General features: G+C 46.4%; 23 protein-coding genes. 14 read left to right on the top strand and 9 right to left on the bottom strand.

Annotated features, from left to right (window positions below):
* Positions 1-2: 2 nt before the first annotated feature.
* Positions 3-1,094 carry a 23S rRNA (cytidine(2498)-2'-O)-methyltransferase RlmM gene (rlmM, locus tag AB8S08_RS07345; RefSeq protein WP_369742352.1) on the top strand — a complete coding sequence of 364 codons (1,092 nt, stop codon included), beginning with the start codon at positions 3-5 and terminating at the stop codon, positions 1,092-1,094.
* A 74-nt stretch (positions 1,095-1,168) separates the two neighbouring features.
* Here rlmM and AB8S08_RS07340 read toward each other — a convergent pair whose 3' ends face one another.
* The 4 genes from AB8S08_RS07340 to queF form a co-directional block, all read right to left on the bottom strand.
* Positions 1,169-2,173, bottom strand: a complete 1,005-nt coding sequence (locus AB8S08_RS07340; RefSeq protein WP_110075249.1) for an isocitrate dehydrogenase — start codon at positions 2,171-2,173, stop codon at positions 1,169-1,171.
* A 108-nt stretch (positions 2,174-2,281) separates the two neighbouring features.
* A complete protein-coding gene (locus AB8S08_RS07335) occupies positions 2,282-2,644 on the bottom strand; it encodes a DUF3192 domain-containing protein (protein WP_110075248.1) in 363 nt (120 codons plus the stop codon).
* Positions 2,645-2,694: 50 nt separating this feature from the next.
* On the bottom strand, positions 2,695-4,050 hold the full coding sequence (gene ppnN / locus AB8S08_RS07330; RefSeq protein ID WP_110075247.1) for a nucleotide 5'-monophosphate nucleosidase PpnN: 1,356 nt from the start codon (positions 4,048-4,050) through the stop codon (positions 2,695-2,697).
* A 31-nt stretch (positions 4,051-4,081) separates the two neighbouring features.
* On the bottom strand, positions 4,082-4,915 hold the full coding sequence (gene queF, locus AB8S08_RS07325; protein ID WP_110075246.1) for an NADPH-dependent 7-cyano-7-deazaguanine reductase QueF: 834 nt from the start codon (positions 4,913-4,915) through the stop codon (positions 4,082-4,084).
* A gap of 117 nt (positions 4,916-5,032) precedes the next feature.
* Here queF and syd point away from each other — a divergent pair, with 117 nt between their 5' ends.
* From syd to AB8S08_RS07310, 3 genes are read left to right on the top strand one after another with little or no spacing between them, the layout of a single operon-like run.
* Positions 5,033-5,590, top strand: coding sequence for a SecY-interacting protein (gene syd / locus AB8S08_RS07320; protein ID WP_110075245.1), 558 nt, complete (start codon positions 5,033-5,035; stop codon positions 5,588-5,590).
* A 52-nt stretch (positions 5,591-5,642) separates the two neighbouring features.
* Positions 5,643-6,335: a GNAT family N-acetyltransferase gene (locus AB8S08_RS07315; RefSeq protein ID WP_110075244.1), complete on the top strand. Its 693-nt coding sequence runs from the start codon at positions 5,643-5,645 to the stop codon at positions 6,333-6,335.
* Entirely contained in the window at positions 6,259-6,639 is a 381-nt protein-coding gene (locus AB8S08_RS07310) for an Mpo1-like protein (protein WP_369742351.1), read from the top strand. The genes AB8S08_RS07315 and AB8S08_RS07310 overlap by 77 nt, the downstream gene beginning before the upstream one ends.
* On the opposite strand, the gene AB8S08_RS07305 is transcribed toward AB8S08_RS07310, so the two are convergent.
* Both AB8S08_RS07305 and AB8S08_RS07300 read right to left on the bottom strand, forming a co-directional pair.
* Entirely contained in the window at positions 6,636-6,944 is a 309-nt protein-coding gene (locus AB8S08_RS07305; protein WP_110075242.1) for a DUF3301 domain-containing protein, read from the bottom strand. The genes AB8S08_RS07310 and AB8S08_RS07305 overlap by 4 nt on opposite strands.
* A gap of 25 nt (positions 6,945-6,969) precedes the next feature.
* Entirely contained in the window at positions 6,970-8,019 is a 1,050-nt protein-coding gene (locus AB8S08_RS07300; RefSeq protein WP_369742350.1) for a DUF3549 family protein, read from the bottom strand.
* A gap of 73 nt (positions 8,020-8,092) precedes the next feature.
* On the opposite strand from AB8S08_RS07300, the gene AB8S08_RS07295 reads away from it, so the two are divergent.
* Positions 8,093-8,437 carry a YqcC family protein gene (locus tag AB8S08_RS07295; protein ID WP_110075240.1) on the top strand — a complete coding sequence of 115 codons (345 nt, stop codon included), beginning with the start codon at positions 8,093-8,095 and terminating at the stop codon, positions 8,435-8,437.
* On the top strand, positions 8,437-9,174 hold the full coding sequence (gene truC, locus AB8S08_RS07290) for a tRNA pseudouridine(65) synthase TruC (RefSeq protein WP_369742349.1): 738 nt from the start codon (positions 8,437-8,439) through the stop codon (positions 9,172-9,174). Before AB8S08_RS07295 ends, truC begins: the two co-directional genes overlap by 1 nt.
* On the opposite strand, the gene dapD is transcribed toward truC, so the two are convergent.
* From dapD to map, 3 genes are read right to left on the bottom strand one after another with little or no spacing between them, the layout of a single operon-like run.
* On the bottom strand, positions 9,146-9,970 hold the full coding sequence (gene dapD, locus AB8S08_RS07285; RefSeq protein WP_313932227.1) for a 2,3,4,5-tetrahydropyridine-2,6-dicarboxylate N-succinyltransferase: 825 nt from the start codon (positions 9,968-9,970) through the stop codon (positions 9,146-9,148). The two genes, truC and dapD, sit on opposite strands and share 29 nt — an antisense overlap.
* An 18-nt stretch (positions 9,971-9,988) precedes the next feature.
* A complete protein-coding gene (gene glnD / locus AB8S08_RS07280) occupies positions 9,989-12,652 on the bottom strand; it encodes a [protein-PII] uridylyltransferase (protein ID WP_369742348.1) in 2,664 nt (887 codons plus the stop codon).
* Positions 12,653-12,687: 35 nt separating this feature from the next.
* Positions 12,688-13,476 carry a type I methionyl aminopeptidase gene (gene map / locus AB8S08_RS07275; protein ID WP_153826119.1) on the bottom strand — a complete coding sequence of 263 codons (789 nt, stop codon included), beginning with the start codon at positions 13,474-13,476 and terminating at the stop codon, positions 12,688-12,690.
* Between the two features lie 266 nt (positions 13,477-13,742).
* Here map and rpsB point away from each other — a divergent pair, with 266 nt between their 5' ends.
* The 8 genes from rpsB to rseP all read left to right on the top strand — a co-directional run bounded on the left by rpsB (position 13,743) and on the right by rseP (position 21,256).
* A complete protein-coding gene (gene rpsB / locus AB8S08_RS07270; protein ID WP_110075235.1) occupies positions 13,743-14,471 on the top strand; it encodes a 30S ribosomal protein S2 in 729 nt (242 codons plus the stop codon).
* 30 nt (positions 14,472-14,501) lie between these two features.
* A complete protein-coding gene (gene tsf / locus AB8S08_RS07265) occupies positions 14,502-15,383 on the top strand; it encodes a translation elongation factor Ts (RefSeq protein WP_110075234.1) in 882 nt (293 codons plus the stop codon).
* Between the two features lie 263 nt (positions 15,384-15,646).
* Positions 15,647-16,393 (top strand): UMP kinase, encoded by a 747-nt coding sequence (gene pyrH / locus AB8S08_RS07260; protein WP_110075233.1) that lies wholly within the window; start codon positions 15,647-15,649, stop codon positions 16,391-16,393.
* 71 nt (positions 16,394-16,464) lie between these two features.
* A complete protein-coding gene (frr, locus tag AB8S08_RS07255) occupies positions 16,465-16,986 on the top strand; it encodes a ribosome recycling factor (RefSeq protein ID WP_153826139.1) in 522 nt (173 codons plus the stop codon).
* Positions 16,987-17,067: 81 nt separating this feature from the next.
* Positions 17,068-17,850 (top strand): polyprenyl diphosphate synthase, encoded by a 783-nt coding sequence (gene uppS / locus AB8S08_RS07250; RefSeq protein ID WP_202912495.1) that lies wholly within the window; start codon positions 17,068-17,070, stop codon positions 17,848-17,850.
* Positions 17,843-18,706 (top strand): phosphatidate cytidylyltransferase, encoded by an 864-nt coding sequence (locus tag AB8S08_RS07245; RefSeq protein WP_153826121.1) that lies wholly within the window; start codon positions 17,843-17,845, stop codon positions 18,704-18,706. Before uppS ends, AB8S08_RS07245 begins: the two co-directional genes overlap by 8 nt.
* Position 18,707: 1 nt before the next feature.
* The gene (gene ispC / locus AB8S08_RS07240) at positions 18,708-19,907 is read left to right on the top strand and encodes a 1-deoxy-D-xylulose-5-phosphate reductoisomerase (RefSeq protein WP_369742347.1); all 1,200 of its coding nucleotides are present in this window, start codon (positions 18,708-18,710) and stop codon (positions 19,905-19,907) included.
* Positions 19,901-21,256, top strand: coding sequence for a sigma E protease regulator RseP (rseP, locus tag AB8S08_RS07235; RefSeq protein ID WP_369742346.1), 1,356 nt, complete (start codon positions 19,901-19,903; stop codon positions 21,254-21,256). The genes ispC and rseP overlap by 7 nt, the downstream gene beginning before the upstream one ends.
* Positions 21,257-21,269: the final 13 nt, after the last annotated feature.

The raw sequence follows: 21,269 nt of genomic DNA, 5'->3' as shown, positions 1-21,269 counted from the left end.
TCATGACAGGAATTGTGGCTTATTGTCGGCCCGGATTTGAGAACGATTGTGCTGCAGAGCTGCAAGATAAAACAGCGATGCTCGGTATCTATGGCTATTGCCAAACACAACCTCAGCAAGGTTATGTGCTGTATGTTTGCCAACCCGAAGAAGCAGATCATCTAGCTAAAAAATTAAATCTAAAAGAATTGATGTTCACTCGTCAGTTTTTTGTGGTGTTGGTGCAGTTAAACGAACTACCTCTGCAAGATCGAGTCGGCGCTATTCAGGTGGCCTTGCTGGATGATGAACTGAGTGAAAAATTCCCTGGGGTAAAACCTGCGGGCGACATCCGAGTAGAAACGCCAGATACCAATGACGGCAAAGAACTATCTAAGTTTTGTCGTAAATTTACCGTGCCGTTGCGACAAGGACTACGCAAAATCGACTGGTTAACGGTTAAAGAAAGTGACCGCCGACCTACCTTGCACGCTTTCTTTTTAAGTAATCAGCAAGTACTTATAGGATATTCATACTCTTTTAATCAGTCGCCTTGGTTGATGGGAATTCCTCGATTACGCTCACCGAGCGATGCGCCGAGTCGTTCAACCCTCAAGCTAGACGAAGCTTTTCAAGTTTTTGTGCCAGAGCATGAGCGTGAAGAGCGCATTAGCTCCGGAATGAATGCAGTTGATCTAGGCGCTTCACCCGGCGGCTGGACCTACCAATTGGTGCGGCGCGGAATGATGGTTCAGGCGGTTGATAATGGGCCGATGGCACCGAGCTTATTGGAAACGGGGCAAGTAAAACATATTCAAGAAGATGGCTTTAAGTACCGTCCGAAAAAGAAGAATGTAACTTGGCTTGTTTGTGATATGGTCGAGAAACCTGCGCGAGTAGGTGAGTTGATGACCAGTTGGTTGATTGATGGTGACTGTAAAGAGACCATCTTCAATTTGAAGCTCCCGATGAAAAAGCGTTATGCCGCTGTTGCTGAATATCTGACACAGATAAAGCAAACTTTGGTTGAGCAGGGCAGTGGTAAATTTGAACTACAAGCCAAACAACTGTATCACGATCGCGAAGAAGTGACGGTTCATATCCGTTGGCTATAACAGCTTAGTAAACAGGCTTTAGCAAGAAAAAAGGCGAGGATAAGACCTCGCCTTTTTTGATCCTAATCGAATCCTTACAGACGCTCAATAACCGCTTGAGTAAAGTCCGTAGTACCACCGTTACCGCCTAAATCACGGGTAGTGCGGTCACCACTTGCAATCACGTCTGTAACAGCCGCTAGAATGCGCTTCGCTTTATCTTGCATACCTAGGTATTCAAGCATTTGAATAGCCGCAAGAATAACAGAAGTAGGGTTAGCTAGGTTTTGGCCGGCAATGTCTGGTGCTGAACCATGCACGGCTTCAAAAATAGCCGAGTTTTCGCCGATGTTAGCACCTGGCGCCATCCCTAAGCCACCCACTAAACCAGCACACAAATCAGACAAGATATCGCCAAATAAATTGGTTGTTACAATCACGTCAAACTGCTCTGGGTTCATGACCAACTTCATACATACTGCATCAACAATCATCTCGTCAGTTTGAATGCTTGGATATTGCGCCGCTACTTCGCGGGCAACTTTTAAAAACAAACCAGAGGTTGATTTCAAAATATTAGCTTTATGCACGATAGTGACTTTTTTGCGGCCTTCGCGTTGTGCTAACTCATAGGCAAAGCGAACAATACGTTCGGCACCAGTACGAGTGATTTTACTCATAGCTTGGGCTTCGCTACCATCATCGCTTACGACCTGGCCAAGGCCTGAATACATGCCTTCGGTATTTTCACGAACCGTTATGATGTCGATATTCTCGTAGCGAGCTTTCGTACCTTTAAATGAGATTACCGGACGAACGTTAGCATACAGATTAAATTGCTTACGCAAGCTTACGTTAATGGATGTAAAGCCTTCACCGACAGGCGTAGTCAATGGCCCTTTCAAGGTAGCCTTATTGCGAGCAATGGCATCAAGCGTTGCCTGCGGTAATAACTCGCCGGTCTTCTCTAAGGCCGCTAAGCCGGCATCAGCAAACTCATAGGTAAAGTCACAACCAGCTTGGTCGAGGATTTTCAGGGTTGCATCAATAATGTCTGGACCGATTCCATCGCCAGGAATCACAGTAATGGTGGTGCTCATTGGGGGTACCTTCTAAAAACTTTCGGTGAAACTTCTAAGACTAATACACTTGAATAAATTGGCGGGCATTATAGCAGATGTACTATTACACTGCGGTGGGGTAGATCATTAAAACGATTGATACTCACTATAAGCGTCAGCTCCCCATGCGATTAAAGCATCGTCCTTGAATAATAACGGAGTACATTCGTCACGGGTGGTAATGCCATCTGATTTAACGTGATGAGTTCGGTAAAAGAGTACCAAGACTTCGCCATCAGCAGTGGCCTTTGCTTCGCTAATATCTGGTGAACCTAACAGCCTGATCACATCACCTTTATCTGCGCCTAAATCTAAGCGACCAATTTGTTTTAGATTAAAAGTCTCACGTTCTTGCCAACTCATATTTTCAGGGTCAGCTTGATATAAATTTAACAGCAAGGCAGCTGCCGCAACATAAATGGCAAAGCCAATTAAAACCACTTTGAGCATTTTTGACACGAGCAGACTCCCTTGGTGTTAAGGTATGAAACAGTTATTACTTAATCAGTAACAACTCGATAGCAAGGATGATACACCGAACCCGGTAGCTTCATCCGGCTTTGCTCGACAAATGCTTGTAATAATACGTCGAGTTTCTTCATCATTTCTTTTTCGCCGTGAATTTCGAAAACCCCATGTTGACGAATAGCCCGAATGCCTTCGTCTTTGACGTTACCAGCAACAATGGCTGAGAATGCACGACGTAAGTCCGCAGCTAAGGCTTGCGGTTCTTGATCCGTATGAAGATTCAAGTTACGCACATTATCGTGATTAGGCACAAACGGACGTTGAAATGCTTCATCAATATGGAGCGTCCAGTTGAAGCAGTACGAATCGCCAGTTTCGCGACGATACTGTTTCACCGCCTGCGCACCTTGCGTCATCGCTTTAGCTACAGCTGCTGGGTCAGCAACGATAATCTGATAAAGCTTGCGTGCTTCATCACCCAAAGTTGCCGCAATAAAGTCGTCAATAGCTTCGAAGTAGCCACGGCTACTCTCTGGACCGGTAAGTACCAGCGGGAATACCTGCCGCTCGTTTTGCGGGTGCATCAGAATACCTAGAATATAGAGAAGTTCTTCAGCTGTACCGGCTCCACCTGGGAAAATAACGATACCATGAGCACAACGGACAAAGGCTTCTAAACGTTTTTCGATATCAGGTAGAATTACCAATTCGTTGACGATCGGGTTAGGCGGCTCAGCTGCAATTATGCCTGGCTCGGTGAAACCTAAATAACGACCATCAGCAATACGTTGCTTAGCATGGCCGATTGTGGCGCCTTTCATCGGACCCTTCATGGCACCTGGGCCACAGCCGGTACAAATATTCAAACTACGCAGGCCAAGCTCGTAACCTACTTCTTTGGTATATTTATATTCCACTTCGTTAATGGAGTGGCCACCCCAGCAAACAATCACATTTGGATCTAAGTTGGGCTGCACCACTTGCGCATTACGCAAAATATCAAAGACCACGTGCGTCAGCGTGTGGGTGTCGGCAGAGTCTAGAGTTTGGGCGTTGTAGCGTTCTCCAGTGAAGAGGATATCTCGTAAGACAGCTTCTACCAACTCCTGCATACCGATAATCAATTTGCCATCAACAAAAGCTTCAGCAGGTGGGTTTACTAATTCAAGTTGTACACCACGCTCACACTTGATCACATTGACATCAAAGTCTTTATATTTTTCAAAAATCTCTTCGCTACTATCAGTCGTACTTCCCGCATTTAATACAGCTAAACAACAATTACGAAAAAGTTTATATAATTGTTCGTCACTGGTTTGTTGTAAGCGGTTGATTTCTAGCTGTGACAGTAAGCTCATACTGCCACGGGGTGATATGGTAAATTTCATTCCTTTTCCTTTTCCTTTTTCGTTCTTATCATTACTGCCGGCTCAGGCGGACTGATGTTGGTGTGGTTTCGAAGTCGGATCGAAACGGATTAATGTCGAGTCCACCACGCCGGGTATAACGTGCATACACGGTTAATTGTTCGGGTTGTAGCTGCCGTTTAATGTCCATGAATATACGCTCAACACACTGTTCATGAAATTCATTGTGGTGCCGAAATGACACCAGATAACGGAGCAGCGCAGCTTGGTCGATTTGACGACCGCGATAGCTGATTAACACCGAACCCCAATCGGGTTGATTGGTAATCAAACAGTTCGATTTTAACAGGTGACTGTGTAAGATTTCTGACACCTGCTGCGTTTGTGCGTTCGGCTGCAATAATTCCGGGGCATAGTTGTAGGTATCGATAGTTATATCTTGGTTATCAATACATTGGCCGGGTAAATCGGCAAATGCCTGTTGCTGTGCTTGTTGCACCGTCATTAGTTTTACCTTGACTGGCGCTTGTGCGCAAGCCGATAAATCATGACTAAGCTGAGTTTCCACCTGTTGCCAACTGGCAAAACGACTATCGTTAAAGCTATTTAGATAGAGCTTGAACGATTTTGACTCAATTAAATTTGGACTATTACAAGCTACCCTGAATTCGGCTAAAGCTACCTGTGGCAGCCCCTGTTGATTTAGCCATGACAGTTCATAGCCATGCCAAATGTCGTCACCATGAAAGGGTAACGGCTGGGCTTCTGGTAAGCCGATTGGAGTACGGTTAAGCTGCCTTGGTACCGCTTGCAATAAGCTGGCATCGTAGGCGGTTGGGTACTGAGTGGGTTGCCCGAGATTTAAATGAGCTAGTGGTTGATTCATCGAATTAAATTACCTGTTACACTACTGTTTTTAACGCAGTCGGCCATTGTAGCCTTGGCGGTTGCTAGATGCTAGCAAAATCATTTACCGATAAAACTGATAGAGGGATCATTTGCCATGTTAATGACTACCGCGCTGGATAACTTGTTAGCGCAATATCAAAGTGCCTATGCACAGGCTGGACAACCGCTAGTGGTTGAAGCTAACCCAGATTGGCAGGCACCTATTTATCAGCAACCGCTACAGCAGGATTGGGTGCATTGGGTACCGGTAAAACAAACGCAGCCACTACTCTTTACTGATCTAGCCAATGCGCTCGAACAGCCGCTGCATGACTCGGTGGAAGCCTTTTACAGCCATTGGTATGCGGCCGATCTTGCCGTCACCTTTGCGGAACACCCGTTGCAGCTGCTGCAGAATCATGGCCCAGAAGATGCCGAGCGGTTGCAAGCGAATTTAGCCGGACATGTATTGATGAAACGTCGGTTGAAGCAACCCATTACACTTTTCATTGGTTTAGCAGAAGAGTCCGATGATTTATTAATTACGGTAGATAATGATAGCGGTGTGGTCGGGTTGGAGTTTGTTGGGCAACCACAACATCAACAGCTTGCACCATCTTTGCAAGAATTTATTCAACAATTATCGCCGCGAGTTGTAGACCAATTGATCTGAATCAAGTAATTTGGTGGTTGAAATTTATCCATAAAACGCATGGGGTTTTTCAATGAATCAAACTTATGACTCAGACAAGGTTAATCCAGCGCAATTACGTGATGGACAATTAACTTATTTGGTCGCCGAAGATTTAAAACTCGCAGCGTCATTGTTGTATCAAGCCTATTTTAATGACAGCTTGTTAATGTCGTTATTTCAAGCCGATAAGCCGGATTATGAGAAACGCTTGCGCGCAGCCATTCGCGAAGAGCTCACTGCCTTTTGGGAAGCTAAGCAGCCGATGGTAGGCGTCTTTGATGGCGAATCTTTAATTGGCGTGGCCTGTTTAACCCAGCCAGGGAAAAGTTTTGGTCCCGGTCGTTATTGGCATTGGCGGTTAAAGATGTTGTTGACAGCAGGCTATGTCAGTACCAAACAGCTGATAGAAAAAGAAACCATCATTCAACAACATATTGAAGGTGATGATTATCATATGCTGGCATTTATTGCTGTTAGTCCGCGTTATCAACAGCAAGGATGGGGGGATTTACTCGTGCGAGCGGCGCAATCGATGTTAGCGGACGAGCCGCAGTCACGCGGGATTGCCGTGTACGTGACCCAGCCCCAGCATCTCGCTCTGTTTTATCAGCATGGCTATCAAGACATTACCGAGCTAACGATAGGTCATGTGGTTGGTACTTTGCTGTTTCAGCCGCGAGCTGTCATTACAGAAACTGAACAAGAGGTTAGTCGTGCAGTTTAAATCGTTTGCTGAGTTTTATCCCTATTATTTAGCTGAGCATGCCAATCCCAAATGTCGAGCTATGCATTATATTGGCAGTAGCCTGGTGTTGGCGGTGTTGGCTTATGTTTTAATTACCCAGCAGTGGTGGGGATTAGTACTGGTGCCAGTAATAGGCTACGGCTTTGCTTGGCTTGGGCATTTTGTGTTTGAACACAATAAGCCGGCTACTTTCAAATATCCGGCTTACTCATTATTGGGTGACTGGGTTATGTACGGTCAGTTTTTGCAACGATTAGTAGGACTAAAACGCCAGTCAAGCTAATCGGGTAGACGGTAAGCTGGGGTGTTGACCTCAAGTAGGCGCAAGTTCAACATCACCAGTTCGCCTTCATAGCGGCTTTCGCCATCGCTGCTAAACGCAAACTGATAACTACTGCGCCACCCCCAATGGCGTTCAAACCGTGCTGGTCGTCCGGCCTGCCACGCAATATCTAGCAGTTGAAGTTGATGATTTTTACAATAGGCAGCGGCGTAACGTCGGGCCTGTTCAGCTTGGCGTCTCCCTTGCCAAAAGAGAAAAATAATAAACCCAATAAAAATCAGTAACATGGCATCACTTAACTGCATAACAAGCTTTCCTTGACGCGAATATTCATGAACGAGATTGCTTGATAATAAACTGCTGCCAGGCCGCAGCTACAGGAGCTGGCAACTCAGGTTGCTGCAGTAGCATCAATAGCTGCGTTCTGGTGCTAGGTACTCGCAACAAATCGCTGACGATACCAGCGAACAGCTCGCTAGACTGGCTCACCGCCAGACGTTGCATAAACTCAAGTAACAGCTCACCTTGGAGTAGGGGCCATAGGCGTGTCGCAAGAATAACCAACTCATCTGCGCTAGCGTGCGATAGTAATTCAGTCAGGGCTGCCACTAAAGGTAACTCCTTATCGAGAGCAGCGTCTGCTTTATGCGCAACACCAGCCAATGCCCGTAACGTCTGCAATCGCTGCGAGTTTGAAACATCGGCTAGCTTTGGTATCAACTGTTGATACAAGTAATCTGGTGCTTGGCAATGCTCGAGTGCTTCGGCGAGGGCCTTTTGTAAGGGTTCCGGATAATCTAGCCATTGCGCAGCAATGCTGGTGGTTAGATATTGGTCGCTTTCTAGACGCTGACAGACATCGTGGATGCCTTGCAAGCCAAGTTGCTGCCAACCCTCGCTGCTAGGGCTTAATAACTCGCTTTGGGCATGTTCATAATAAATTGAAGGAGGGCGCTGCCAGCGCTTACTTAATTGCGCATGTAAGGCTGCCCGTTTTACTTCAGCTGGAGTAAACAAATAGGCCGATTGCTGCAGTTGATGTTGCTGCTGCTCAGTTAATGCTCCGCTAATTTGCTGCCCCAACAAAGTAATGACTTGAGTCATAAAGTCTTGTTGTGCAGTTAAGCTGAGCAAACCTCGTTCATCGAGTGGCATACGTAAAAACCACAAGTAAGGCTCAACCTTGCTGGTCGCTAATTTAGGCCAAAACACCACAGCAAACCAAGCCTGATGTTGGGTTGGAAATGGGTAGGGCTGATGCTGTGCACAAATCGCTGTGAATTGTTCGGCGCCCATGGGCACCACCCGCCGTCCCATATCGTATACCACGAAATCACTTTGGCTCTGCTCAAGTAGGTCAGATAGGTAATTGATGGTCATTAAACTTGCAACCTAATCGTTTTTGCTGAAAGATGTCGCCATTATAACGATAAATCAGGTCGTGGAGGTAGTCATGGACCAACGTCAACGCGCTGCGCGCTTATTAGAACGAGTTGAAGCTGAGTTAAACTGTTTAGGATTATGGCAAAATCATCATCCACCTGCGCAAGATTTGGCGAGTACCGAGCCTTTTGCTATGGATACGCTAGATTTTCATCAGTGGCTGCAGTTTATTATGTTACCGCGGATGTGGGCTATTTTAGACTCTGAACATCCATTGCCGCAGAACATTGCCGTGAGCCCTATGGCGACGCATGTTTATCGTGATGAGTTAGACCACCATGATAGTTTAATCACGCTGTTACGCGAGTTTGATGTGCTTTTAAGTGGTACTGACCCGCTTGCGGATGATGTTTAATGAGCCAAGCTGTTTTACCGTTACCGGTATTATTCGAAGATGACGAGCTCATCGCTATTGATAAACCTAGTGGGTTGTTAGTGCATCGCAGTTGGATTGCGAAAGAGGCAACAGAGTTTGCGTTGCAGCGGGTTCGTGATCAAATTGGCCAGCGAGTTTATCCGGTTCATCGTTTGGACCGGCCAACCTCAGGTATTTTATTATTCGCTAAATCAGCCGCTAGTGCTCGCGTGATGACTGAGATCTTCAGTCAGCGTCAGGTTCAAAAAGGGTATCATGCAGTAGTCCGTGGCTATTTAGGAGATGGTATTCTTGATTATCCACTCAAAGAAGAGCTGGATAAAATAGCGGATGCCCAAGCTGATCCGAACAAAGCTGCACAGGCGGCGGTGACGGCGTACCGTTGCTTACGTCAGGTAGAATTACCATTTGCGGTAAGCAAACGTCATTCGACCACTCGCTATTCGTTGATGCATTTGTTACCACAAACGGGCAGAAAGCATCAGTTGCGCCGGCATATGTCCCATTTACGACATCCAATTATTGGAGATTCAAATCACGGTGATGGGCGGCATAACAGATTTTTTCGTGACCACTTTGGTCTGTCACGATTAATGCTTGCAGCCACCTCACTGCAGTTTCGGCACCCAATTACGGAACAGCCAGTTGTTATTGAGTTGGCTGTTCCGAAAGAGTTTGAGCTGATTTTTAATCAGCCGCCCGCAATAGCTCGTTAATACTTACCTTAGCGCGGGTTTGTGCATCGACTTTTTTCACGATGATGGCGGCATACAACCCATGAGTGCCGTCTTTACTTGGTAGTGTACCAGGCACTACCACCGCACCAGCAGGAACGCGACCATAATGAATCTCACCGGTTTCACGATCGTAAATACGGGTGCTTTGGCTGATGTAGACACCCATGGAGATAACGGCTCCAGTCTCTACAATAACGCCCTCGACAATCTCTGAGCGAGCCCCAATAAAACAATTATCTTCAATAATTGTTGGATTAGCTTGCAATGGTTCAAGCACACCACCAATTCCTACGCCACCTGACAAATGCACATTTTTACCAATTTGTGCACATGAACCTACGGTTGCCCATGTGTCTACCATGGTTCCGCTATCAACGTAAGCACCGATATTTACGTAAGAAGGCATTAACACTACGTTACGGCCGATATAAGCGCCTTTACGAACTTGTGCCGGAGGCACTACACGCATGCCTTCAGCACGAAAACGAGCTTCATCGTAACTGGCAAATTTGCTTGGTACTTTATCAAAGAACCGTGTTTCTCCGCCTTCCATGAGACCATTGTCGTTAGTGCGAAATGATAATAACACGGCTTTTTTCAACCATTGATGAACAACCCATTGGTTATCGATTTTTTCTGCAACTCGTAATTCACCCTTATCAATACTGTCAATCACGTGTGCTAGGTCATCGGCTAGGCCGGCGGGCATGTCGGTCGGGCTGATGTTAGCACGTTGCTCAAATGCAGCTTCAATGCGTTGTTGTAAGTCTTGCATGGTTTATTCCTTTCTTAGTTAATCATCTAAAGCAGTAATAATTTGTTCTCGTAACTGTTGTTTTTGTTCGTGAGTCAGCGCTTGGTTGCGGCGTGAGGTAACAATAAAAAGGTCTTCAGCTTGTTCGCCAACGGTGGTGATTTTAGCGGCCAAGATATTTAAATCTAGTGTTTGCATAACTTTTGCTACGCGCGCAACTAGGCCGGGTCGGTCGAGCGCAACTAGCTCAAACGCTGTACGGCGTGGATTGCGCTCACTGACAAAATCAACTTTGGTAACCACATTAAAATTGCGCAAGCGCCGGGGCAATCGACGTTGGCCGCTAGGTACTGGCTGGCGTTTGCGCAGCACATCGTGTAGTTGTTGTTTCAATGACTCGATATGGCGGCTATCGGTTAATGGTTGGCCATCATGTTGTAACACCACAAAGGTATCCATCACATAACCATCCCGAGTAGCTAAGATTTGGGCGTCGTGGATGCTTAAATTTTGGCTATCAAGCACGGCAGCAACTGCGGCAAAAAGGTGTTCATGTTCCAAATGGTAAATGAACAATTCGGTGGTGCCTTGATTATTCTCGTCACCTAACAAAATGAGAGGTAACTGTTCATCGGACTGCACCAACAAGATGTGCTGTGAATGCCAGGCAATTTGTTCTGGTTGATGACGTAAAAAATAGTCCGCGGTAAAGCGTCCCCACAACTCTTGAATTGCTTGCGCTTGAAATCCTGCACTAAGTAGTAGCCCCATAGCGTGGGCTTGATGCTGGTGAATGCGGTGACGCATTTCGGTGGCTGCATTAGGTTTATTTTGCGCTAAAAATTGTTTGGTTGCGTGATATAGATTCTCTAGTAGGGTTGCTTTCCAGTTGTTCCACAAGGTGCTATTGGTGGCACGAATATCGGCTACTGTAAGACAATACAAGTAATCTAAACGGGTACTGGTTTGCACCACTTCAGCGAATTGTTTCACCACCTCGGGATCATGGATATCACGCTTCTGCGCGGTTACAGACATCAACAAATGATGGCGAACCAACCATGCTACTAGGGCTCCATCATCAGGCGGGAGCTCGTGTTGTTGGGCGAAATTTAGAGCGTCGCGTTCACCTAATTCTGAGTGATCACCGCCACGCCCTTTGGCAATATCATGAAAAATAGCCGCTAAAAATAACAGCTCTGGCTTATCCATAGCCGCCATTCGTTCGGCACACAAAGGAAATTCATGTTGATACTCTGCACCACGATAGCGATGGATATTTCTCACCAAGCGATAGGTGTGTTCATCAACAGTATAGGCATGAAATAAATCAAACTGCATTTGCCCGACAATTTGTTGCCAAGGTGGCAAATAATGCGCCATCAACTGATGTTGATGCATCAGTCGAAAGGCAGTTCCAGCGCCATGTGGATGGCGTAATAGTGCTAAGAACAACTGGCGACATTGAGGGTCGCTGCTGAGCGGTTGGCGCAATTGCGTTCGGGCATGCCGAAGCAAGCGTACCGTATGAGCTTGAATATGACTAATACTTGGATGGTTGGCGATTACTAATAAAAATTCAAGTAAATGCCAAGGGGTATTAAATACGTGATCCTCGATAGCAGCGATACTTTGTCCAATTTGCTCAAACATGGGTTCAGGCTTAGTTACGCCTTGCTGCTGAGCCTTCTCTTGAGCCCATCGAGAGCAGGGTAAAGGTTGTCGCTGTAATTGCGCATGACTAGCTAAGATATCCTGCTCAAAAAACTGCAAGAGCATACTGTTGAGCTCATTAACCCCAACGACAGCGTTAAAGTAGTCTTTCATCATGGCCTCAACGCTGCGTTTGCCTGGCTCACCATATCCTAGCCGTGCTGCTACCCCGGGTTGATAGTCGAACAGTAATCGATCTTCAGCTTTGCCTGCTTCTAGATGCAAGGCAAAACGGATGCGGGCTAGTAAGTCGTGATAGTCGCGTAGCTCTAGAAGTTCTGCTGCGGTAATGTAGCCATGCTGCACTAAGCTCTCATCGGATTGGGTTTGAAAATGGCGTTTAGCGATCCAACCAATGGTTTGAATATCACGCAACCCACCAGGGCTACTTTTAACATTAGGCTCGAGATTATAAGAAGTGCCATGATAGTGCTGATGACGACTTTGTTGTTCAGCGAGTTTGGCTTGATAAAAAGCGCGACTAGTCCACGGAAATTGCTGTTGAATAAGCAGATTAAATTGCTGTGCGATAGGCTCATCGCCGGCGATCAAGCGCTGCTCTAACAGGCTGGTTGCAACTGTAACATCAGCTTCTGCTTGAGCAAGACACTCGGCGGTGTTACGCACACTGTGGCCAACTTCTAAGCGCAGATCCCATAGTAATTGAATGAGTTCACGTACGGCTTGCTGTTGGGCATCAGTCAAAGGTGATTGGTACAGAATAAGTAGGTCGATATCAGAATAGGGGTGCAACACTCCGCGACCATACCCGCCTACCGCGAATAGACACAATTGATCACTGGCGAGCCCAAATTGCTGCCAAAGCTGCTGTAGCATTGCATCCATAAATTGGCTGCGATGCTGTAGCAAAAAATCAATGTCGGCAGTAATGAAAGCTTCAGCTGACCAATGTTGGTAGCGTTCTAAGCAATCACGCCCGCTGGCAAGAGTAATAGTGGCGGGCCACTGAGGTGCTGGTGCAGGCGTCATCGCTGTTTCTCGCGTTAGGTTATTGCCAATCTTATTTAGTTGGCATGTTTGATCACTCGGGGGAGGTCTTCATCACTGCGCAAGGTCAATACTTCAACTCCATCCTCGGTAACCAGCAAGGTGTGTTCCCACTGTGCACTTAAACTGCGATCTTTAGTGAGTACTGTCCAGCCGTCACGCATCAATTTGGTGTGGCGTTTACCCGCATTCACCATAGGTTCAATGGTAAAGCACATGCCTGGTTGTAAAACATCACCCGTACCGGCGGTACCATAGTGCAAGATTTGTGGTTCTTCATGAAACACGGCGCCAATACCATGGCCGCAGTACTCACGCACAATAGAATAACCATGCTGCTCGGCATGTTTTTGAATGACTGCAGCGAAATCACCTGTCCGCAGACCAGGTTTCACCATGTGAATGGCTTGATAGAGACATTCTTGCGTCACGCGCATCAAGCGCTCTGCCAAAATACTTGGTTTACCTATCACAAACATCTTTGAGGTATCACCATGATAGCCATCTAACTTGACGGTGACATCTAAGTTCATGATGTCGCCGTCTTTGAGAGGCTTCTCGTTTGGAATGCCATGGCACACCACATGATTCAGTGAGGTGCATACCGATTTCGGAAAGCCATGATAGTTTAGCGGAGCTGGAATTGCCCCATGCGCAATGATGTAGTCGTGGCAAATTTGATCGATTTCTGCGGTCGTTACCCCAGCCTTGATGTGGGGTTCAATCATTTCTAATACGGCTGCTGCCAAACGACCTGCAGCGCGCATTTTTTCGATTTCTTCAGGGGTTTTAATTGAAATGCTCATGCTCATGTTTCAGTTAGCAAATGTGGATGATATTCTAGCAGTTTGTAGCGCTTCGGTGAAGCCTAAAACAGCCCTTAAATTGTTGCTAAATGGGGCTGCTTATGGTATAAAGCGCCCGCAATTTCAAATTGCATAACCATTAACTTAAACACACACATACATCGACACATAGCTCGGGGTGCTCGATGCAGCGATAAGACGATAGCTGCGGATGAGTCGAACTATGGGATGTATGGAGGCATAACCCCTTACAAAGGAAAATAATCATGGCAAACGTGTCTATGCGTGACATGCTGAAAGCTGGTGTACACTTCGGTCACCAAACTCGCTTCTGGAACCCAAAAATGAAGCCGTTCATTTTTGGCGCTCGTAACAAGATTCATATCATCAACTTAGAAAAAACTGTGCCTATGTTCAACGACGCGTTGAACTTTTTACAGCACGTTGCTAGCAACAAAGGCAAAGTGTTGTTTGTTGGTACCAAGCGCGCTGCTTCTGAATCAGTTCAAGAAGCCGCTATTAGCTGCAAACAGTTTTACGTAAATCACCGTTGGTTAGGTGGTATGTTGACGAACTGGAAAACCGTACGTCAATCAATCAAGCGTTTAAAAGAGCTTGAAACCATGAGCCAAGACGGTACTTTCGACAAGTTGACCAAAAAAGAAGCGTTGGTTAACACCCGTGAAATGGAAAAACTAGAGAAGAGCTTAGGCGGTATTAAAGATATGGCTGGCTTGCCAGACGTATTGTTTGTTATCGATGCAGATCACGAACACATCGCGATCAAAGAAGCTAACAACCTAGGTATTCCAGTTATTTCTGTGGTTGATACCAACTCAAACCCTGATGGCGTTGATTATGTCATTCCAGGTAACGACGACGCGATTCGTGCAGTACAACTGTACTTGAACGCTGCTGCAGCTGCTATCAACGATGCTCGTGGCGTTGTTGTTGAAGGTTCTGCAGACGATTTCGTTGAAGCTGAAACTGAATAATTTTAAGTCATCTGATTAGAGGACAAGTACATGGCTATTACAGCAGCTCTGGTTAAAGAACTGCGCGAGCGCACTGGCGCTGGCATGATGGATTGCAAAAAAGCATTGGAAGAGACCGGCGGCGATATCGAAGCGGCGATCGAAAACATGCGTAAAAGTGGTCAAGCGAAAGCTGCTAAAAAAGCAGGTCGCGTAGCCGCTGAAGGTGTAATCCTGACCAAAACTGAAGGCAACACCGGTACTTTGGTTGAGCTTAACTGCGAAACTGACTTCGTTGCACGTGACGAAAGCTTCTTAGCTTTCGGTGATAAAGTTATCAACGCGGCTTTTGCTAATAAAGAAACTGATGTTGATGCGCTTAAGGCTACAGCAATCGAAGGCGGCACCGTAGAAGAAGTACGTGAAGCTTTAGTTGCTAAAATTGGCGAGAACATGAACGTTCGCCGCGTGATGACCATCTCTGGTGCTGACGTGGTAGAAAGCTATGTTCACGGCGGCCGTATTGGTGTACTAGTTGCACTTACCGGTGGCGACAATGAGTTAGCTAAAGACATCGCTATGCATGTTGCAGCCAGCGCTCCACAGTTTGTGAAGCCTGAAGATGTATCAGCAGAAGTGGTTGAGAAAGAGCGCGCAATTCAACTAGATATCGCAATGCAAAGTGGTAAGCCACAAGACATCGCTGAGAAAATGGTTGAAGGTCGTATGCGTAAGTTCACTGGCGAGATCAGCTTAACTGGTCAGGCGTTCGTGAAAGATCCAGCGATTACTGTTGCTGATTTGCTGAAATCTAAAGGTGCCGACGTAGTTACTTTCGTACGTTACGAAGTAGGTGAAGGCATTGAGAAGAAATCAGAAGATTTCGCAGCTGAAGTACAAGCACAAATGGCAGCAGCAGCGAACAAGGCGTAATGCTAAGTTCTGTGGCTAAACTGTTAAGTTGTTAATGAAAACCGCATCATGGTTGGCATGATGCGGTTTTTTTATGAGTAACCTAGTTTGGTTGATAAACTAGATTCAGAATATCCAGTTAAAGTAACAAAAAGCGCTGGACCTAAGGCTGGAATAGCACAACAATAAACACCAATAAGATGGCTGATGAGTAGTACCTAGGCCTATCTCGCAGCTAACTTTAAGTATCTGTTAGTATAACGACCTGAACATGGAGCGAACCTATGACACCAAGTAGCAAACCGAGCTATCGCCGCGTTTTATTAAAATTGAGCGGTGAAGCCTTAATGGGAGATGAGTCTTTTGGTATTGATGCCAAAGTACTTGATCGCATGGCTCAGGAAATTAAAGAATTAGTAGAGCTTGGGGTGCAAGTTGGCTTGGTCATTGGTGGTGGCAACCTATTTCGTGGTGAAGGTTTAGCAAAGGCCGGAATGAATCGAGTTGTGGGCGACCACATGGGTATGTTAGCAACCGTAATGAATGGTTTAGCAATGCGTGATGCGTTGCATCGTGCTTTTGTTAATGCTCGCCTAATGTCGGCAATAGAGCTTAACGGTGTATGCGATAGCTACAACTGGGCCGATGCTATTAGTTTGCTCAAGTCTGGCCGTGTGGTGATTTTCTCTGCGGGTACCGGTAATCCATTCTTTACTACAGACTCGGCCGCTTGTTTACGTGGTATTGAGATCGAAGCAGATTTAGTACTTAAAGGAACTAAAGTGGATGGTGTCTATTCGGCAGACCCGGTTAAAGACCCCAATGCGCAACTGTACCGCCAGATCAGTTACGATGACGTGCTACAAAAACAACTTAAAGTAATGGATTTAGCGGCATTTACGCTAGCCCGTGACCACAATCTTCCTATTCGTGTCTTTAATATGAATAAGCCAGGTGCATTAAGAGCCGTGATTATGGGCGAAGAAGAAGGTACACTTATTGCTAGTGAAAGCATGCTTAACCCCGCATAATCAAGCGTACGAGCAAGACATAAGGAAACTACAACGTGATTAATGACATTAAGCAAGACGCTAAACAGCGTATGGAAAAAAGCGTAGATGCGCTACGTTCACAAATTTCAAAAGTGCGCACTGGGCGTGCTCATCCAAGTATTTTAGATGGTGTGATGGTACCTTACTACGGGGTAGATACTCCGTTAAAGCAATTGGCAAACATCACGGTAGAAGATTCACGTACGTTAGCTTTGACAGTGTTTGATAAGTCATCAGCAGGTGCGGTTGAAAAAGCCATCATGACCTCAGATTTAGGCCTAAACCCAGCTTCTGCTGGTACTGTCATTCGGGTGCCATTACCACCGTTAACCGAGGAGCGTCGTCGCGATTTAGTTAAAGTGGTTCGTAATGAAGCAGAGCAAGGGCGAGTTGCCATTCGTAACATTCGTCGTGATGCTAACAGCGATTTGAAAGACCTACTTAAAGAAAAAGAAATTAGCGAAGACGAAGAACGTCGCGCTACTGAAGAAATTCAAAAGTTGACAGATACTTATATCGCTAAAATTGATGAAGCCTTAGCGGAAAAAGAAAAAGATCTGATGGAAGTTTAAACTGTTGTTTCTATTCCACATTGGTGGAAAGCGCCGTGTCAGGTATACTCACACGGCGTTTTTTCTTGTATGGCGTTATTTATGACAATCACGGACGTTTCGAGTATTCAAATGCCTAAGCACGTGGCAATCATCATGGATGGTAACGGGCGTTGGGCGAAGTTGCGCGGCAAACACCGCACCTTTGGCCATAAAGCTGGAGCTGAAGCGGTGCGGCAAGCGGTGCAGTTTGCACGTAAAAAAGGTATTCAATCGTTAACTTTGTTTGCCTTCAGTAGTGAAAACTGGAATCGCCCGCAACAAGAGGTTTCAGTGTTAATGGAACTCTTTATGACGGTACTAAAGCGTGAAGTAAAGAAGTTACATAAACATAATGTACGCCTACGTATTATTGGCGACAAAAGTGCGTTTAGTGAGCGGTTACAGAAACAAATGGCGACAGCAGAGGCCATGACCGCAAATAATACCGCTTTGAATTTAAATATTGCAGCCAACTATGGCGGCCGTTGGGATATTACTGCGGCGGCAAGACAATTGGCGAGTAAGGTGCGAGATGGTGAATTGGACGCTGAGCAAATCACAACTGATTTATTAGCTGAGCAGTTACAATTAGCAGACCAACCCGAGCCAGATTTATTAATAAGAACAGGTGGCGAACACCGAATTAGCAATTTTCTGCTATGGCAATTAGCTTATGCGGAATTTTATTTTAGCCAAGTATTGTGGCCCGACTTTGATGATAAAGAATTTGCAGCAGCAATCGCTGACTTTAGTTGTCGCGAGCGTCGCTTTGGTATGACCAGCGAGCAACTGCAACGGGCTATTTTAGATACTGATGTGACAACCGGGGACAACCTTGCTTAAACAACGTTTACTGACTGCGCTGGTGCTTATACCAGTCGCCCTTTATGCGGTGTTTGCACTGCCATTAACAGGCTTTGCTGTGGCGGTGCTGATATTGATGACAGCTGGGGCGTGGGAATGGGCGCCATTGATGGGGGTCACCAAACGCCTAGGTCGTATCGCTTATACGCTCAGCGTGAGTGTTATTCTGGCGGCCTTGATGTGGTGGGTGCCGGTTGATCAAGTATGGCAGCAAGGCGAGTTAGCGCAGCCACTATACATCCTGATCGTGCTGGGCTGTGCTTGGTGGGTGTTGGCTTTAGTGTTGATATTAAATTATCCACGTAGTCGGCGAGTGTGGTCGCGTACGCGCTCCATCGTGGGCGTATTTGGTTGGTTAACACTGGTGCCTGCTTGGGCTGGCATGCTGGCTATCCGCTCTTTGAATTATGCTGAGCAGCCGTTGTTTGGCGGCTTTGCGGTGCTCTTTGTATTGTTACTGGTATGGGCCGCCGATGTTGGAGCCTATTTTGCTGGGGTTCGTTATGGGCGCAATAAACTGATGCCAGCGGTCAGCCCAGGTAAAACCATGGAAGGGCTTCTAGGTGGTATCACCTTGGCTTTTGTGGTGATGATGGTAGTAGCACATTGGTTAAAAGTGCCTGCCGAGCAATTCGCTGGTTACTATCTAGCTGGATTAGTCACTGTCGTTGCATCGGTGTTTGGTGATTTAAACGAAAGCATGTTTAAGCGCTGTGCAGGAGTAAAAGACAGCGGTAGTTTGTTGCCAGGGCACGGTGGTATTTTAGATCGCATTGATAGTTTAACTGCAGCGTTACCCGTCTTTGCTTTAGCTTACTTATTGTTATTGGCCTAGTATGCAATCTATTACGATTTTAGGTGCCACAGGCTCGATTGGTAAAAGTACCTTAGCTGTTATCAACGAGCATCCACAACGGTTTAATCTCTTTGCGGTGACCGCACATGCTAATGTCGCGGAGATGCTGAGTATTTGTACACGTTTTAACCCAACCTACGCGGTTATGGTCGATGAGCAGGCTGGTTTAGCGCTACGGCAGCAGCTGTTAGAACAACGTAGCAGCACGGAAGTACTTATCGGCGCTGCGGCCTTGCTTGATGTTGCTTCAGCTAGTGAAGTAGATACGGTAATGGCAGCTATTGTAGGTGCCGCCGGGCTATTGCCAACCTTGGCAGCAGTTAACGCTGGCAAACGTATTTTGCTGGCTAACAAAGAAGCCTTAGTGATGTCAGGGCAGCTGTTTATGGACGCTGTAGCTCGTTCTGGCGCAGAGTTGCTGCCCATCGATAGCGAACATAATGCAATCTTTCAGTGTTTGCCGACAGCAGCACAACAAGCTTTAGGTCAAGCTGATTTAGCCGCTCATGGGGTCAGTAAAATTTTGCTTACCGGCTCAGGTGGCCCCTTTAGAGAGCTACCCTTAGCCGAATTAGCCCAACAAACCCCAGCTGCAGCCTGTGCTCATCCCAATTGGAGTATGGGGCAGAAGATTTCTGTAGACTCCGCCACCATGCTCAATAAAGGATTAGAGTATATTGAAGCGCGCTGGTTGTTTAATTGTCAACGCGAGCAATTAGAAGTGGTGGTACATCCTCAGAGTGTTATTCATTCTATGGTAAGTTTTACCGACGGTTCAGTGATAGCACAACTAGGACAGCCGGATATGCGTACGCCAATTGCTTATGGTTTAAGTTATCCTGCACGTATCAGCAGCGGTGTTGCAGCACTTGATTTCTCCCAATTAAGCCAATTAACGTTCAGTACCGCCGAGGCCGCTCGTTATCCTTGTTTAGCCTTGGCTATTGAGGCTTGCTGGCAAGGGCAAGCCGCCACCACCATGCTTAATGCAGCAAACGAAATCGCAGTTGAAGCCTTCTTAGGTACTCAAATTGGCTTTACCGCTATTGCTGAGATTTGTGATAGGGTATTGAACGAAATAGCAGTGATTCCGGTTAGCTCAATTGACGATGTCATTGCCATAGATCAACAAGCGCGACAGGTTGCCCAGCGTTGGGTGGAGCATTATCGGTTATGTTAACAGTGGTTTGGTCGTTAGCAGCGTTTGTAGTAACGCTGGGTATCTTAGTTACTTTCCATGAATTTGGACATTTTTGGGTTGCACGACGTTGTGGGGTAAAAGTCTTAACCTTTTCGGTGGGGTTTGGTAAGCCACTATGGCAGCGGCAGGCTGCTGACGGTACTGTTTATCAAATCGGTGCTATTCCACTAGGTGGCTATGTACGAATGCTTGATGGGCGCGTTGATGAGGTGCCAGAGCACCAGCGTCATTTAAGTTTCAATGCTAAATCAGTACCACAACGAGCTGCCATTATAGCTGCAGGGCCATTAGCTAATTTTATCTTAGCTATCGTGGTGTTGTGGGTGATGTTTTTGCTGGGTGTGCAATCGGTCAAGCCCATTATTGGTGATGTACGTGAGCAGTCAATTGCAAGCCAAGTATCAATTCCGGTGCCAAGTGAAATTATTGCAGTTGATGGTCGCCGTACGGAAGATTGGCAACAAGTTAATTTAGCCTTTGCTAGTGCTTTAGGGCAGCAACAGGTGACTCTAACAGTGCAAGATGAGCGCTTGCGCGAGCGAGATTATGTATTGGATATCGCGGATTGGCGATTATCTGACCAACAAACGCCAACCTTTGTTGATTTAGGTTTGCAGCCGTACCAGCAACGTGTATCGTTAGTACTGAGTTATGTGGCAGACGAATCACCCGCAGCGCAAGCTGATTTGCGCGTTGGTGATAAAATTGTCGAGTTTGATGGAACTCCTGTAGTAGATTGGTCTCAAACCAGACAGCTGATTATGAGTTCGGCCGGGCAGCAAGTAATCCTAAGCGTTGAGCGCAATGGGCAACTACTCGCGTTACCGGTTACCATAGGCAGCCGCGAACTAGAACAAGAAAGTATTGGTTTTCTAGGAGTAGAGCCGACCGTTGCGCCTTATCCCGAAGAATATCGGTTTGTGCAACAGTATGGTTTCATAGATGGATTAGTAAAAGGCACCGAACGAACTTGGGAGCTCATTGTACTCAGTGTAAAAATGCTGGGTAAATTGGTTACCGGAGTAGTGTCAGTAAGCAACCTGAGCGGTCCAGTTGCGATCGCAGAGGGGGCAGGGACTTCGGCCAGTTATGGTCTGGTCTACTTTTTAGGGTTTCTTGCGCTTATTAGCGTTAACCTTGGGGTGATAAACTTAGTGCCATTACCCGTTTTAGACGGTGGGCACTTAGTCTTTCTTGCAGTAGAAGGAGTACGTGGTAAGCCCGTCTCTGAACGCGTGCAAGAAGTTTTTTACCGCATCGGTGGCGCGCTTATATTCGCGTTAATGGCAATTGCTATCAGTAATGATATTCTGCGATTGTCGCAATGAAACGACATGTACA

It is taken from the genome of Pseudidiomarina sp. PP-1MA, assembly GCF_041200125.1.
Lineage (GTDB): Bacteria > Pseudomonadota > Gammaproteobacteria > Enterobacterales > Alteromonadaceae > Pseudidiomarina > Pseudidiomarina fusca.
Note: the sequence above shows the minus strand (reverse complement) of the source record. Positions and strands in the feature narration are given on the sequence as shown.

What these genes read in the sequence shown, in the direction of transcription:
- AB8S08_RS07310 (WP_369742351.1), top strand. Translation starts at nt 6,259, where the DNA reads ATGTGGTTGGTACTTTGCTGTTTCAGCCGCGAGCTGTCATTACAGAAA.
- dapD (WP_313932227.1), bottom strand. Translation starts at nt 9,970, where the DNA reads ATGCAAGACTTACAACAACGCATTGAAGCTGCATTTGAGCAACGTGCT.
- uppS (WP_202912495.1), top strand. Translation starts at nt 17,068, where the DNA reads ATGACAATCACGGACGTTTCGAGTATTCAAATGCCTAAGCACGTGGCA.
- rseP (WP_369742346.1), top strand. Translation starts at nt 19,901, where the DNA reads ATGTTAACAGTGGTTTGGTCGTTAGCAGCGTTTGTAGTAACGCTGGGT.
- AB8S08_RS07300 (WP_369742350.1), bottom strand. Translation starts at nt 8,019, where the DNA reads ATGACCATCAATTACCTATCTGACCTACTTGAGCAGAGCCAAAGTGAT.
- pyrH (WP_110075233.1), top strand. Translation starts at nt 15,647, where the DNA reads ATGACACCAAGTAGCAAACCGAGCTATCGCCGCGTTTTATTAAAATTG.
- frr (WP_153826139.1), top strand. Translation starts at nt 16,465, where the DNA reads ATGGAAAAAAGCGTAGATGCGCTACGTTCACAAATTTCAAAAGTGCGC.
- AB8S08_RS07295 (WP_110075240.1), top strand. Translation starts at nt 8,093, where the DNA reads ATGGACCAACGTCAACGCGCTGCGCGCTTATTAGAACGAGTTGAAGCT.
- truC (WP_369742349.1), top strand. Translation starts at nt 8,437, where the DNA reads ATGAGCCAAGCTGTTTTACCGTTACCGGTATTATTCGAAGATGACGAG.
- AB8S08_RS07335 (WP_110075248.1), bottom strand. Translation starts at nt 2,644, where the DNA reads ATGCTCAAAGTGGTTTTAATTGGCTTTGCCATTTATGTTGCGGCAGCT.
- AB8S08_RS07305 (WP_110075242.1), bottom strand. Translation starts at nt 6,944, where the DNA reads ATGCAGTTAAGTGATGCCATGTTACTGATTTTTATTGGGTTTATTATT.
- rlmM (WP_369742352.1), top strand. Translation starts at nt 3, where the DNA reads ATGACAGGAATTGTGGCTTATTGTCGGCCCGGATTTGAGAACGATTGT.
- ppnN (WP_110075247.1), bottom strand. Translation starts at nt 4,050, where the DNA reads ATGAAATTTACCATATCACCCCGTGGCAGTATGAGCTTACTGTCACAG.
- tsf (WP_110075234.1), top strand. Translation starts at nt 14,502, where the DNA reads ATGGCTATTACAGCAGCTCTGGTTAAAGAACTGCGCGAGCGCACTGGC.
- syd (WP_110075245.1), top strand. Translation starts at nt 5,033, where the DNA reads ATGTTAATGACTACCGCGCTGGATAACTTGTTAGCGCAATATCAAAGT.
- rpsB (WP_110075235.1), top strand. Translation starts at nt 13,743, where the DNA reads ATGGCAAACGTGTCTATGCGTGACATGCTGAAAGCTGGTGTACACTTC.
- map (WP_153826119.1), bottom strand. Translation starts at nt 13,476, where the DNA reads ATGAGCATTTCAATTAAAACCCCTGAAGAAATCGAAAAAATGCGCGCT.
- glnD (WP_369742348.1), bottom strand. Translation starts at nt 12,652, where the DNA reads ATGACGCCTGCACCAGCACCTCAGTGGCCCGCCACTATTACTCTTGCC.
- queF (WP_110075246.1), bottom strand. Translation starts at nt 4,915, where the DNA reads ATGAATCAACCACTAGCTCATTTAAATCTCGGGCAACCCACTCAGTAC.
- AB8S08_RS07340 (WP_110075249.1), bottom strand. Translation starts at nt 2,173, where the DNA reads ATGAGCACCACCATTACTGTGATTCCTGGCGATGGAATCGGTCCAGAC.
- AB8S08_RS07315 (WP_110075244.1), top strand. Translation starts at nt 5,643, where the DNA reads ATGAATCAAACTTATGACTCAGACAAGGTTAATCCAGCGCAATTACGT.
- ispC (WP_369742347.1), top strand. Translation starts at nt 18,708, where the DNA reads ATGCAATCTATTACGATTTTAGGTGCCACAGGCTCGATTGGTAAAAGT.